A 12994-nucleotide genomic window follows, 5' to 3' on the forward strand; every position below is an offset into this window, starting at 1 on the left:
GGTCAGCAAGCGCTTTTTGCGATGATCGCCTTCAGGCGCTCCGCTGCTATTTGAACATCTCCTGGACTTTTTCCTTGACCCATTCCCAGGTTGTCTGCTGCCGCGGAGGCTTGGCGGTCCAGTTGCGCAGAGCTTCAACGCGACGGAAATCTCTGGGAACGTCAAACAGCGTCAACTCCAGAGGCCCTTCCTTCAGCTCCACTACTTCTGAGCCCCAGGTAGAAGACAGCGTATGCTTGCCTCCGTCGGGATGGGTTACTTCATTGGTCAAAGTGGTGGTTACTTTTACGGGGAAGCCGGTTTCCACGCCGCTGCGGTGGACGTCAATCTTGTCCATTTTGTTGAAGCATTTGTCATTGGATCCGGCGGAAACTTCTGCGGCCACAACGACGCCATAGCTGTTCTTTTTTTGCTGGTGCCATTCCGGCATCACGGAGCTGTCAATGTACCAGCCGTCAGTCTCACTCACCGATGACTTGGAGCATGCGCCAGGGCCGGCAACGCGTGTTTCGCGGGTAATGATGTGCCGGGCAGTGTGCCCAAAGAACTCTTTGCGCTCTCCGGTATCAGTGTTCTCAATCGTTATTTTCAATGTGCCGCCGGAATCCACCATGGGCCGCTTCTGGGTCAGATTCGATCCACGGGAGTCCGTCTCATAGGTAATGTATTCGTGGGCCGCCAGATCGAGCATGAAAACGCGGTCCCGTTCCCCGCGCATGATGATGGTGGCCATGGGCTGGCCGGAGCCGTCGCGCATTTGCGATTGCCACTCATTACGCAGTCGGTTAGGAGCAAGATATTCGGTGCGGGTATCAGTAAAGCCGGCCGTGATCTGGCGAGTCACAATCTTTACGCCTTCGATGGAAGGGTTCGGAGACGTTAGCGTAGTAAGGTAGAGCAGCAGAATCGCTAGCGGCATATTCATTTCCTTCTCTCGTCCCCGGGCAAGGGCGGCGTTGGGGATTTATTGTACCGCCAAACAGCGGATACAAAGAAGATTTTAATGTGAACGCAGTTACCAGCAGGGCGGTTGCCCGGCATTTGTAAGCTGTTGATTTGGCTCAAACTTGGGGAGAGCCCAGTTTTTTCAGGACCTGTGCCAGCGCGTCCATAGCCAAATGGGTTGCGTGGACAGAAGCATTTGGCAGTCCGCCCAGAGCTTCCAGCAGGTTTTCACGCTGGAGCGCGGACGCCTCAGCCAGCGACTTGCCCTGGATCATCTCTGTCAGGCACGAACCGGCGGCAATGGAAGCCACGCAACCACGCGTGCGATAGCGCACCTGGTCGATGCGTCCATCGGCAAGCTTGACCGCAAGGCTCATGATGTCGCCACAGACAGGATGTTCCAACCGCACCTCGGCATCCGGCGAAGGCAGTTCGCCGATGTTGCGCGGATGCTCGAAATGGTCGAGGACAGTGCTAGAGTAGGGCATTATTTTTGTCGTTGGTTGTCCGTTTATATAATCCAATGATGCCAGAAAACAGGGGTTTTCAAAATAATGTTTCGCAGCGAGTCATGCCGGAATGATTCAACAAAGGCTACGGCCGCCCACGCGCCGGAGCCCGCCGCACCAGGCGCGGAACGGAGCAATCGAGGGCCATGAACTTAAGCGGTTTGGAGCGGAGCGACAGAAAAATGAAACAAGTTGTTGCGGCATTGATAATCCGTGAGGAAAAGATCCTGATCTGCCAGCGCACAGAAGATCAGGCGTTGCCGCTTAAGTGGGAGTTTCCTGGCGGCAAGGTAGAGCGCAATGAGGACCTGAAAGACGCGCTGCATCGCGAACTGGATGAAGAGCTGGGAATTGACGCCGTGATCGGACGCAAGATCGCCGCAATCCAGCACACGTATGCCAGCGGCGCGTCGCTGGAACTTTATTTTTACCGCGTTGACCAGTTCAAGAATGAGATTGAGAACCGCATCTTTCGCGAAGTGCGCTGGGTCGATCGCAAAGAGCTCCCGACCTATGATTTCCTTGAAGCCGACGTGCGGTTAGTAAAAGACATCAGCGCGGGTAAACTGCTCTAGCTGCCGCCGGTGATCTGAGTCCAAATGAGCGCAATGGTCAAGCCGATCATGATGGCGCTGGTGCTCCACGCAATCACGTTCTGTAGCTTCGAGTTTTTATAATTGCCCATCAGGTCAGTTTTGTTCACCAGCTTCAACATGAAGATCAGCACAAAGGGCAGCAGAATTCCGTTGGCCACCTGAGAGAAAAGAATGAGCTTAATCAGCGGCAGATGCGGGATTAGTACGAAGCTTGCGCCGCCGAGGATCAGGAAGGTATAGATCCAGTAAAACGTAGGAGCTTCAGAAAACTTTTTGTTCACGCCGGATTCCACACCAAGGCCTTCACAAATGTTGTAAGCCGTGGCCAGCGGTAGAATGGCCGCAGAAAGCATGGCGGCGTTGACCAGTCCCACGGCGAACAAGAGTTTCGCCCAATGTCCGGCGAGAGGCCCAAGCGCCTGAGCGGCTTCAGACGCGTCAGTAATGTTGTGGTTGCCATGCACGTACAGTGTGGCGGCGCAGGCCACAACAATGAAGAAAGCAATCACGTCTGTCACGATGCAGCCCAGCACCACGTCCCAGCGGGAAAGCGCGTATTGGCGCTTGCCAATGCCTTTCTCCACGATTGAGGCTTGCAGGTAAAACTGCATCCACGGCGTAATTGTTGTTCCCACCAGTCCCACTACCAGAAGGATGTAATCGGCATGATTGTTGATGACCGGAACAAAAGTGTCTTTGAGCGCCTGGTGCCAGTCCGGATGCGCCAGCAGCGCGGATATGGGATAGGTGAAATAAATCAGTGAAAACAGAATGAGGATCCGTTCCACTGGCTTATACGATCCGCGCACCACCACAAACCACACGATGGCCGCACCCACCGGCACCACAAGATACTTGCTGACGCCGAAAATTCCCATGCCGGAAGCCAGACCGGCAAACTCCGCCATGATGTTGCCGAAATCCGCGACGCCCAGGACCACCATTACGAAAAAAGTAGCGCGCAAGCCAAACTCTTCGCGGATGAGATCGGCCAGGCCTTTGCCCGTCACGGCGCCCATGCGCGCCGCCATTTCCTGAACGACGATCAGCGCGATCGTAGTAGGAATGAGTGTCCACAGAAGCGCGTAACCATACTTGGCTCCGGCCTGAGAATAAGTAAGGATGCCGCCGGGATCGTTATCGACATTGGCAGTGATAAAGCCGGGACCAAAAACGGCGAGAAAGGCGATCAACCGGTATTTCAATACGCCGAACCCGGCCACCCGTCGGGGCATACTGAGGTCTCGTTTGAATATTTTCAGCTTCATGGTCCACTAAAGTTTTGCGATTGTTAAAAATGGAATTTGCGAGAAGCGAAATGCACGCTGCGTCGGCTGTTACTGGAATACCAGAAGCACGCTGAGCACAATCATTACGCTGGCTGTGCCCCACGCCACCCAGTTGAAGAACCTGGAATTTATGTACTTGCCCATCAGGCTGGTCTTGTTAATCAGAAGCAGCATGAAAATCAACACAAAAGGAAGCAGCACGCCGTTCAAAACCTGCGAGAGCACCAGCATCTTGAGCAGTGGGAATCGCGGCAGCAGGATCACAGCAGCGCCTGCGCCCACCAGCGCCGTGTATAGCCAGTAAAACACAGAGGCCTCGCTGAACTTTTTGTCCAACCCGGATTCAAGTCCCAGTCCTTCACACACGGTATAGGCAGTGGAAAGCGGCAGAATGGATGCCGCAAAGAGCGAGGCATTGAACAATCCTGCGCCGAAAAGGATTTGCGCCCACCTGCCCGCCAGCGGGCCAAGCGCCAGCGCAGCGTCGGCCGCGTCACTAATAACGCGGTGCCCGGACTTATACAGCGTTGCCGCGCAGGCCAGGATAATGAACGCTGCCACCACCGGAGCAAAAATCGAACCGATCAGCACATCGATCCTGGTCTTGTTGTACTCGCGCATGGTAACGCCCTTTTCCACCACGCATGCCTGCAGGTAAAACTGCATCCAGGGCGCGATAGTGGCTCCAATGATTCCGGTGACCATGTACACATAACCGGGAACGCGGAACAGGGCGGCCTTGGTGGGCAGATGAACGGTGCTTACCGCGGCGGCGGGCCAGTTGGGCCGCGAAAGCACTCCGGCAATGATGTATGCGATATAGAAAAAAGATGCGGTGAGAAAGACCTTTTCCACGCTCTTATAGTTGCCTTTGACCACAATCAGCCACACAATGGCCGCGGCAATAGGCACGCTGATGAACTTGGAGACGTGAAACAGTTCCATGGAGCTGGCCACGCCCGCGAACTCCGCCATTACGTTGGTAAAGTTCGTCGCCACCAGAAATACCATCATCACAAAGGTGATGCGCAGGCCGTATTCTTCACGAATCAGGTCGCTCAGGCCCTTGCCCGTGCATGCACCCATGCGGGCGGACATCTCCTGAATCACGATCAGCGCAAGAGTCATGGGAATGATGGTCCAGAGAAGGGAATAGCCAAATTGCGCGCCGGCGAACGAGTAGGTGTAGATGCCGCCGGCATCATTGTCAACGTTTGCGGTAATAAACCCCGGCCCGATCACTGCCAGAAGCAGCAGGGTCTGGGTCTTCCAGCGTTTGAGCCATTTCATTGGGCACGGACATACAGAAATTCACTACTGCTTGGCAGAATAAATGAGAGTTGAAGTAAAGGACAACCCGGAAGGCGATATTGAATAAATATTTTGTTGGGAACAAACTTTGGTTGTTGGGCGGACCGTCAATATGAGGTGAAACGAAGCTTTTCATTAGCCTGTCGTCATAGGCATTTCTCTTTGGAAATCCAATGTTTTGGAAATCCAATTTCCGATCCTGGCCGTACTATAGGTGTAGATCTGGTGACAGCATGTTCCAACCGATAGACACATCTTCATCGCGCAAGACCTCCCGCCGAGCCTTTCTTGCTGGTGCGGCGATCCTTGGCGGAGGACTATACTTTTCTTATATGGGCATTTTTTCAAAGAAAACTGAGACAGCGGAAGCCGGCGTCGAACATAACCCGAATGCAGCTCCGCAGGAAGTTGACATTGTGGAGTTCACCGATTCCGGCGAGCGCAAAGACAAGGTGCACGTCCCCAAGGTGGTGAAGAGTGAGAGCGAATGGAAACAGCAGCTCTCGCCGGGTGCGTACAACGTGACTCGAGAAGACGGTACGGAAATGGCGTTTACCGGCCAGTACTGGAACAATCACGAACAGGGAATCTATCGCTGCGTTTGCTGTGGCACGGCGCTCTTCAGCTCTGATACCAAGTTTGAGTCCGGCACCGGCTGGCCCAGCTTTTATCAGCCGATTGCCGAGGAGAACGTTGCGTCCATTACTGACAGCAGCTTTGGCATGCGCCGGACTGCAGTGGAATGCAAGCGTTGCGATGCGCATCTGGGCCACGTGTTTAACGACGGCCCGCGGCCAACAGGCCAACGCTATTGCATGAACAGCGCGTCATTGACGTTTAAGAAAAAGGCGTGAGCTGGTGCTTGAACTGGTAAGGGTCGGCCCTTCAGGGTTGCGTTGCAATCCAAGACTAATGGGCTTTAGTCCCGGAAAGACAACTTCATGAAGATTCGTTCGCTTGCCCGACTGATGCCGATTTCGATTGTTCTTACCACCGTTGCCTGCCACGCATCCAGCGCGGCAGTGAAGCTGCCGAATCCCGCAGCCGACGAGCCGCTGAGCAAAACGAAAAGCTCAGAAACCGTAGTGCTGGCGGGTGGATGTTTCTGGGGCATTCAAGCTGTGTTTGAGCATGTGAAAGGCGTGAGCAGCGCCACCGCGGGATATTCCGGCGGATCGGCCGGCACGGCGCAGTACGAAACCGTGAGCACAGGACGGACGGGCCACGCTGAATCGGTGAAAGTGGTTTACGATCCTTCGCAAGTTTCCTTTGGACAGATATTGAAAGTCTTTTTCTCCGTGGCTCATGATCCTACGGAGCTGAACCGGCAAGGCCCGGACGAAGGCACGCAGTATCGGTCAGTGATTTTCTACGCGAGTGAAGATCAGCACCACGTGGCGCGGGCTTACATTGATCAGCTCGACGGCGCAAAAGTTTTTTCCGAGCCAATCGTAACGCAGGTGGTCGCACTGCAGGCCTTCTATCCCGCAGAGGGTTATCACCAAAATTACGCGGAGCATCATCCCAACGAGCCGTACATCGCTATTAACGACTTGCCCAAGCTTGATCATCTGAAGCAAACTCTGCCGGAGCTGTATGTTGGGAAATAAGCCGCAGGGAGCCGCATAAATCTTTGCCGCCCATCATCAACGCACAAGCGATTGCGAAGGCCTATGGCGCGTCGCCTCTGTTTGAAGATATTTCATTCACTGTTTCCGAAGGCGACCGCATTGGGCTGATCGGGCCGAATGGCTCGGGCAAGTCCACGCTGTTGGGGGTCCTTTCCGGCGGCATTGAGCCGGATAGCGGCGTGGTGGCAGTCCGCCGGCACACGCGGTTGAGCTATGTGATCCAGGATTCGCAGTTTATCGCGGGTGAAACTGTGCGCTCGGTGGTGATGAAGGCGCTGGAGCATAGCGCCATGGCTGAAGCAGAGCGTGCCGGATGCTTGTTTGAGACGCTTGGCCGCGCCGGATTCGAAGACTTTGATGCGCAGGCATCGGCGCTCTCCGGCGGGTGGCGCAAGCGGCTGGCGATCGCAGAAGCGCTGGTGCAGCAGCCCGACGTCTTGTTGCTGGACGAGCCGACGAACCATCTTGATCTTGAAGGCATTGAGTGGCTGGAAGAGTTGCTGCGCGCGGAATCGTTTGCCTGCGTGGTGGTGAGCCATGATCGATATTTTCTGGAAAACGTGGCCACGGAGACCGTGGAGCTGAGCCGCGCATATCCGGGCGGGCTGTTGCGCGTGCCGGGGAACTACAGTACGTTTCTGATCCAGAAAGAGGCATTTCTGCGGGCGCAGGAAAAACACCAGGAAGCTCTGGAGAACCGCGTACGCACGGAGATTGAGTGGTTGCGTCGAGGGCCCAAAGCGCGAGCGACGAAGGCCAAAGCTCGGATCGACAATGCAAACAGGCTGATCTCTGAACTTGCTGATCTGAACACGCGGACGCGCACAGCCAGCGCGAAGATTGATTTTCTCGCCACTGATCGCAGGACCAAGCGGTTGGTGGAGCTTGATCATGTGAGCTATGCGATTGGCGGGCGCACGCTGTTTGCCGATCTGGATTTCATTTTCACGGCGGGCAAGCGCGTTGGGCTCGTTGGCCCGAATGGCAGCGGCAAGACCACGCTGCTGCGGCTGCTGCGCGGTGAAATACAGCCGAACGGCGGCGAGATTCGGCGCGCGGATTTTCTGCGTGTGGTGTACTTTGACCAGAATCGCGTTCTCGATCCTGACATTACTCTGCGGCGCGCGCTGGCTCCGGACAGCGATGCTGTAGTTTATCAGGACAGAGTAATTCATGTTGCTTCGTGGGCTGCAAGATTTCTGTTTACCGGTGAGCAGCTCAACCAGCCGGTGGGCAGGCTTTCCGGCGGCGAGCGCGCGCGTGTGTTGATCGCGCAGTTGATGCTTCAGCCCGCAGACCTCCTGCTGCTGGACGAACCGACGAACGATCTCGACATTCCAACTCTGGAAATTCTGGAAGAAAGCCTACTGGAATACACTGGCGCGCTGGTGCTGGTAACGCATGATCGTTACATGCTGGACCGCGTTTCCACGATGGTACTTGGTCTGGATGGACGCGGCGGCGCGGAGAGTTTTGCCGATTATCTGCAATGGGAAGAGTGGCAGGCGGATAGCAAGCAGCCGGCGGAAAACGATGGATCGCAAGCGGTGGCAAAAACAGCCAAAGCACCTGAAAGTTCCGCGAAAAAGAAGCTCTCTTATCTTGAAGCGCGCGAGTTTGCCACCATCGAGCAGCGAATTGCGCAGGCGGAAGAAACGTTGCAACAGAAGCGCGCCGCCGCTGAAGATCCCGCGATTGCCAGCGATGCACAGAAATTGCTCAGCGCGCACGCTGAGATGGAACAAGCGCAAAAAGCGGTGGATGAACTTTACAGTCGCTGGGCGGAACTGGAAGCAAAGCAGAGCTGAAAGAATGATTGGGTGATGTAGCTGCACCTGACATCGTTGGACTTCAGCACAACTCACGCGAGGAAACGATAAAAACCCGCTCCATCACCCTCACTCTTATTATGATGCGCTAATTTCTTCCGGGGTCGTATCAGGGGCCGTGAATGCGCCTGGGCATTCCAAACAAAAATCTTACTGCAGTTGAAGGCTATCCAGCATTTTCTGGTAGGTGGGATGTAGCTGGTTGAAGTCGCGTTCAGGCGAGACAAAGACTACATAAAAGAGCCCACCTTGCGGCCGAGGGAGAGTAACCAGCCAGTCGCGCTCGGGCAGCGGCTGGCCATTCAGCATCAGCGGAGATGTTCCTAAAAGTTCCAGTGTTCGCCCCTGCGTGCCGCTGACGTCAATGCTCTTCATCTCGCCGGAAATTTTCATTCCGGTATTTTCCTGAGCCAAACCTTGTGCCAGCTTCTGCGTTGCATCGTCCATTGACGCCGACGCATCACCGCCCGGCTGGTTGCCGATAATCACGCCATAGGCAATACCACTCTGAGCCTGCTGTGAAGGCGGCCCGATGATCGTCATGTTCGAGTCGCCCGCCGCCTGCCAGTTGTCAGGGTGATAGATGATGAATCCCTGGCCTTCATGCCGTGTCATGTGGTCGCTGGGCTTGATATCCTTGAAAGAAACATTATCCGCTGCGGGAGCATGAGTATTCTCACCACTGCCCGCGCCACTGCCACTACCTGCTCCGCTGCCGCTGCCCTGGTTTCCTGACGACGGCAGATTCGCCGGCACAACATGGTTCTGCCGGTTCTGCTGTTCCCACGTCCCGGCCTTTGCGCCGTTGGCGATCTCCTGTGCGCTATAGGCTTTCGCCTTCATGGCGTCCTGTTTTACCGGGGGAAACTCGCCGCTGTTGGTGGTGTAGTTTTTAGGCGGCCAATTCCGCACTTCCTGCTGGATCGCCTGCTGCCGATTGCCGGGATTCGGGTGGTCGCTCAGGAGCTGCGGTCCGCCTTTGCCGTATTTCTGTTCCAGCTTCTGGAAAAAATCGGCCATCGACTTCGGGTTATATCCCGCGCGATACATAATGATCGCGCCGGTCGCGTCGGCCTGGGCTTCATCCGCGCGTGAATATTTCATCAGCATGGTGCCCGCGCCAATCTGTATGCCCATGCGCCCCAGCGCGCCCAGCCCGCTCTGCGGCAGCACCGCTCCGGCCAGCCCGGCAATAATCTGCGCCACCGTGGCCTTGGGCGCCTGCTTGGCGGAGTGCTGCATGTACACGTGCGACATCTCATGCGCCAGCACGCCGGCCAGTTCGGCTTCGTTGTCGGCCGCCTGGATCGTGCCCAGGTTCACAAAGATTGGCCCGCCCGGCAGCGCAAAAGCATTGATGTCCGCTGCTGGAATTACATGGAACTGGTAGGGCCATGACCGGTCCGCCGGAATCACCCCGGCCAGTTTCTTGCCCAGATGCTGAATGTATTGCGTCTCCGGACTTGAATCCGGCAGCACCGGCATCTGTTTATAGACCTCACCCATGGCTTGCAAGCCAAGCTGCTGCTGCTGCTGCCTGTTCATCCCGGTGGTGCCCGGGTCAGGCAGCGTGGGGGCGGATGTTCTTTCCGCCTGCGCCGTTGTAAGAGCAAAAGGCTGCGTCAGCACAAGGGCCAAAAGCAGCGCCAGCATTCGGATGGAAAAGTTACGTGTTTGCATAAATATCCTCAATATCAAGGCTGACGGAAGTGGACAGGGGACCGTGACTATTGGATGCCGCTGGAAATTATAGAAGATGTATCCCATTGTCTTCAGCTCTTCCGTGCTTTTTCCGCCTTTGCCTAAAATCCTGTTTTATGCGGAACTGCATAACGATCATTGGTTCCCTGTCCCCGCTCCTCCGCAATAAGTTTTTTAGTTTTCCGATCCTCCATCTCTCGACTCTTATCAATATGATCCCAATTCGATTAGTGGTTGCATCCGATGCCATATAAAGTCAATTCGCATTGTTCATTCGCGGCTAAATCTTCATCGGCGCAATCCGCGGCTGAAGTTTGATATATCCTGATCTGCCATGAAGATTGAGACTCGCGCCGTCCATGCCGGCCGCAAACCTGAAGGCGGATCACGCGACGTTGTGCCCGCCATCCATCTTTCCACCACCTTTCACAAAGCTGAAGATGGCAGCACACCCGGCGGATATCTCTATGGCCGCCCTAACAATCCCAATCGTGAATCGCTTGAGCACGCGTTGGCCTCGCTGGAAGAAGGCGCGGCGGCGTTGGCGTTCTCTTCCGGTAGCGCCGCCACGCTCGCCCTCTTTCAGTCGCTCGCGCCCGGAGACCACGTCATCGCCGCTGAAGACGCATATTACGGCACGCCCACTTTGCTGCGTACCGTCATGGCCAACTGGGGACTCAAGCACACGCTGGTCAACATGCAGGACCTTGCCGCCGTCGAACGCGCCATCACTCCTGCCACCCGCCTTATCTGGACCGAAACCCCCTCCAACCCGCTGCTCAACGTTACCGATCTCCGCGCCATCGTCGCGCTGGCTAAAAAGTGCGGCGCCATGGTCGCTTGCGACAACACCTGGGCCACTCCGCTCTTCCAGCTTCCACTTAAACTTGGCGTTGACGTGGTAATGCACTCGGTCACGAAATATCTTTCAGGGCATAGTGACGTGACTCTGGGCGCACTGGTCTTTAGAGAGAACGACCGGAGAGAGAACGGCGGGAAAGACAAAAGTTCGTTGCTGGAAAAAATCACCAGCATCCAGCATGAAGGGGGAGCGATTCCGTCACCTTTTGAATGCTGGCTGAGCCTGCGCGGCCTTCAGACATTCCCTTACCGCGTGCGTGCGCATTCTGAAAACGCACATCGCGTAGCCGAATTTCTCAGCACTCAACCGAAAATTGAAGCCGTGCATTATCCCGGTCTGCCTTCGCATCCCGGACACAAAATCGCCGCCGCGCAAATGTCCGGCTTCGGCGGCATGATGTCCATTCAAGTCAAAGGCGGCCAGGCTGAAGCGTTCAAGCTCGTAGCCGGATTAAAACTTTTCAGCCACGCCACCAGCCTCGGAAGCACGCATAGCCTCATCGAGCATCGAGCATCAGTCGAGGGCGCTAATACTCGCAGCCCCGCGAATCTTCTGCGGTTGTCCATCGGTCTGGAACATCCCGATGACCTCATTGATGACCTGGAGCAGGCTTTGAAAAAGCTTTAGCCGCAGATTTCGCAGATAAACGCAGATCAGAAAAACAAATTTGGCCGCGAATCTCGCGAATAAGCGCGAATAAAACAGAAACAACAATAGATAAATTCGCATTTGTCGTGTAATTCGCGACTGAAACTTTCCTGATCAGCGCCCATCTGCGAAAATCTGCGGCGAGATCTTTTAGACTTTCACCCCTACATTCGTCCTGTCCCCCGCATCCGCGGCAAACAGGGCCGCGGGCGTAAATCCCATCGATCCCGCGATCAGGTTGCGCGGAAACTCCGCCTGAGCCGTGTTGTACTTCCGCACGCACTCGTTGTAATGCTGCCGCGCAAACGCAATGCGGTTTTCCGTGGACGTGATCTGTTCCTGCAAAAGCAGAAACTGCTGTGAAGCCTTCAGCGCTGGATATCGCTCCGCCGTAACAAATAGATTGCCCACAGCTCCGGTCAGCGCCATCTCTGCCATCGCTCGCGTAGCCAGAGACGCTCCTCCGCCCGCCGACACGGCCTCCGTCCGCGCGCGCGTCACCGCTTCCAGCGTCTCGCGCTCGTGGGTCATGTAGCCCTTTACGGCTTCTACCAGGTTCGGCACCAGGTCATGCCGCCGCGTCAATTGCACGTCGATATCCGCCCACCCACTCTGCACCGCGTTCCGCATCTTGATCAGACCGTTATAGGTCTTAAGCAACAGAATCAGCAAAACGGCTGCACAAATTGAAATGGCAATCATACTGAGAGAAAGGTCCAAGGCTGCTCCTGGCATGCATGGTATTGTCAATCGTTCGCGCCGCCGATGGCGGTTGCCTGGGCGCCTATCAGCACGGGCTGCGCGGCTGGTGTTGGCCTCCATCGCAATACAAAGCCCTGCCCGGGCAGGATCGGCTTCCCGATCATCCACCGCAGCGTTTCCCCCGGCTCGGGGCGGACGTATGCGGCGTCATTATCATCGGCAAAAGAAAGAGAAAGAGCCACCTCTAATTCGTCTGCGTTGTATTTTGCCGCCACGTACGTTGGTCCCACAACAGGATGAAGGGCCTCGAAGGAAGTATAGAAAGTGTGGCCCAGATATTCCGCTAATTTCAATTCGACTTCGGCCGTGTGAGCTTCATGATTGAGAGAATGTCCCGGTATGTCAACTACAAGGCCAGTGGCCTGGTCGGGATTGAGCTTTACGAATCCGCCGACGCTGTCTATCAGTTGGCAGCCATTCACGAATTGTCCATTCACTTTAACGCTTCTTATATGGGGTTCCCTCAGGTTCTCAAACCATTTCTTCATCACCTCATAACCAACCGTATAGCTTTTGGTCAAAGGCGAACGGTTCTCCATAATAAAGCTGGACGTGGTAGAGAGTTGCACGTGTCGCTCCGCTGTGCCCGCCACTTGATGCCAGAACACCTTCAATTCATAAATGACTGTCCAGTTGCTGCGGACAAAATCGACAGTCAAATACTGGAACATTCGCTCCCTCAATCCGGAGGGAAGGAGCCGTCCGATGATGTGTTCGGAAACGTCTTCAGCAAATTCCTTCAGCAGCTTCCGCTTGGCAGCCTCATCGACAAGATATGCGATCACGGCCGCAATTGCTAATGCCTCGCCGATGCCTGAGCAGGCTCTGGCCCACAACTCTTCAGCTATGGAATTGGCTGGCCCTTCGATGGCCGTTGCCTTAATGATCGTTGACAAAACGATTAGCCCTGC

General features: G+C 55.5%; 12 protein-coding genes. 5 read left to right on the forward strand and 7 right to left on the reverse strand.

What is annotated here, in order from left to right; all coding sequences use genetic code 11:
• Nucleotides 1-46: 46 nt before the first annotated feature.
• The gene (locus tag LAO76_01745) at nucleotides 47-919 is read right to left on the reverse strand and encodes a hypothetical protein (protein ID MBZ5489638.1); all 873 of its coding nucleotides are present in this window, start codon (nucleotides 917-919) and stop codon (nucleotides 47-49) included.
• Nucleotides 920-1061: 142 nt separating this feature from the next.
• Nucleotides 1062-1433, reverse strand: a complete 372-nt coding sequence (locus LAO76_01750; GenBank protein MBZ5489639.1) for an iron-sulfur cluster assembly scaffold protein — start codon at nucleotides 1431-1433, stop codon at nucleotides 1062-1064.
• A gap of 203 nt (nucleotides 1434-1636) precedes the next feature.
• On the opposite strand from LAO76_01750, the gene LAO76_01755 reads away from it, so the two are divergent.
• Entirely contained in the window at nucleotides 1637-2029 is a 393-nt protein-coding gene (locus LAO76_01755; protein MBZ5489640.1) for a (deoxy)nucleoside triphosphate pyrophosphohydrolase, read from the forward strand.
• Here LAO76_01755 and LAO76_01760 read toward each other — a convergent pair.
• Both LAO76_01760 and LAO76_01765 read right to left on the reverse strand, forming a co-directional pair.
• Nucleotides 2026-3285: an Nramp family divalent metal transporter gene (locus tag LAO76_01760; GenBank protein ID MBZ5489641.1), complete on the reverse strand. Its 1260-nt coding sequence runs from the start codon at nucleotides 3283-3285 to the stop codon at nucleotides 2026-2028. The two genes, LAO76_01755 and LAO76_01760, sit on opposite strands and share 4 nt — an antisense overlap.
• 102 nt (nucleotides 3286-3387) lie before the next feature.
• Nucleotides 3388-4629, reverse strand: a complete 1242-nt coding sequence (locus tag LAO76_01765) for an Nramp family divalent metal transporter (protein ID MBZ5489642.1) — start codon at nucleotides 4627-4629, stop codon at nucleotides 3388-3390.
• A 254-nt stretch (nucleotides 4630-4883) separates the two neighbouring features.
• Here LAO76_01765 and msrB point away from each other — a divergent pair, with 254 nt between their 5' ends.
• The 3 genes from msrB to LAO76_01780 all read left to right on the forward strand — a co-directional run bounded on the left by msrB (nucleotide 4884) and on the right by LAO76_01780 (nucleotide 8089).
• A complete protein-coding gene (gene msrB, locus LAO76_01770) occupies nucleotides 4884-5504 on the forward strand; it encodes a peptide-methionine (R)-S-oxide reductase MsrB (protein MBZ5489643.1) in 621 nt (206 codons plus the stop codon).
• Nucleotides 5505-5591: 87 nt separating this feature from the next.
• Nucleotides 5592-6260, forward strand: a complete 669-nt coding sequence (msrA, locus tag LAO76_01775) for a peptide-methionine (S)-S-oxide reductase MsrA (protein MBZ5489644.1) — start codon at nucleotides 5592-5594, stop codon at nucleotides 6258-6260.
• 23 nt (nucleotides 6261-6283) lie between these two features.
• Complete coding sequence (locus LAO76_01780; GenBank protein ID MBZ5489645.1) at nucleotides 6284-8089, forward strand: ABC-F family ATP-binding cassette domain-containing protein; 1806 nt, start codon at nucleotides 6284-6286, stop codon at nucleotides 8087-8089.
• A gap of 171 nt (nucleotides 8090-8260) precedes the next feature.
• Here the strand turns inward: LAO76_01780 and LAO76_01785 are convergent, their stop codons facing one another.
• Nucleotides 8261-9790 (reverse strand): M48 family metalloprotease, encoded by a 1530-nt coding sequence (locus LAO76_01785; GenBank protein MBZ5489646.1) that lies wholly within the window; start codon nucleotides 9788-9790, stop codon nucleotides 8261-8263.
• A 355-nt stretch (nucleotides 9791-10145) separates the two neighbouring features.
• On the opposite strand from LAO76_01785, the gene LAO76_01790 reads away from it, so the two are divergent.
• Nucleotides 10146-11300 carry an aminotransferase class I/II-fold pyridoxal phosphate-dependent enzyme gene (locus tag LAO76_01790; GenBank protein MBZ5489647.1) on the forward strand — a complete coding sequence of 385 codons (1155 nt, stop codon included), beginning with the start codon at nucleotides 10146-10148 and terminating at the stop codon, nucleotides 11298-11300.
• Between the two features lie 171 nt (nucleotides 11301-11471).
• On the opposite strand, the gene LAO76_01795 is transcribed toward LAO76_01790, so the two are convergent.
• Nucleotides 11472-12056, reverse strand: a complete 585-nt coding sequence (locus LAO76_01795; protein ID MBZ5489648.1) for a LemA family protein — start codon at nucleotides 12054-12056, stop codon at nucleotides 11472-11474.
• Nucleotides 12057-12067: 11 nt separating this feature from the next.
• Entirely contained in the window at nucleotides 12068-12979 is a 912-nt protein-coding gene (locus LAO76_01800) for a hypothetical protein (GenBank protein ID MBZ5489649.1), read from the reverse strand.
• Nucleotides 12980-12994: the final 15 nt, after the last annotated feature.

This window comes from Terriglobia bacterium (genome assembly GCA_020072645.1).
Taxonomy (GTDB): domain Bacteria; phylum Acidobacteriota; class Terriglobia; order Terriglobales; family Acidobacteriaceae; genus Angelobacter.

Coding starts and splice junctions, on each gene's coding strand:
- LAO76_01745 (MBZ5489638.1), bottom strand. CDS start 919: ATGCCGCTAGCGATTCTGCTGCTCTACCTTACTACGCTAACGTCTCCG.
- LAO76_01750 (MBZ5489639.1), bottom strand. CDS start 1,433: ATGCCCTACTCTAGCACTGTCCTCGACCATTTCGAGCATCCGCGCAAC.
- LAO76_01755 (MBZ5489640.1), top strand. CDS start 1,637: ATGAAACAAGTTGTTGCGGCATTGATAATCCGTGAGGAAAAGATCCTG.
- LAO76_01760 (MBZ5489641.1), bottom strand. CDS start 3,285: ATGCCCCGACGGGTGGCCGGGTTCGGCGTATTGAAATACCGGTTGATC.
- LAO76_01765 (MBZ5489642.1), bottom strand. CDS start 4,629: ATGAAATGGCTCAAACGCTGGAAGACCCAGACCCTGCTGCTTCTGGCA.
- msrB (MBZ5489643.1), top strand. CDS start 4,884: ATGTTCCAACCGATAGACACATCTTCATCGCGCAAGACCTCCCGCCGA.
- msrA (MBZ5489644.1), top strand. CDS start 5,592: ATGAAGATTCGTTCGCTTGCCCGACTGATGCCGATTTCGATTGTTCTT.
- LAO76_01785 (MBZ5489646.1), bottom strand. CDS start 9,790: ATGCAAACACGTAACTTTTCCATCCGAATGCTGGCGCTGCTTTTGGCC.
- LAO76_01790 (MBZ5489647.1), top strand. CDS start 10,146: ATGAAGATTGAGACTCGCGCCGTCCATGCCGGCCGCAAACCTGAAGGC.
- LAO76_01795 (MBZ5489648.1), bottom strand. CDS start 12,056: ATGCCAGGAGCAGCCTTGGACCTTTCTCTCAGTATGATTGCCATTTCA.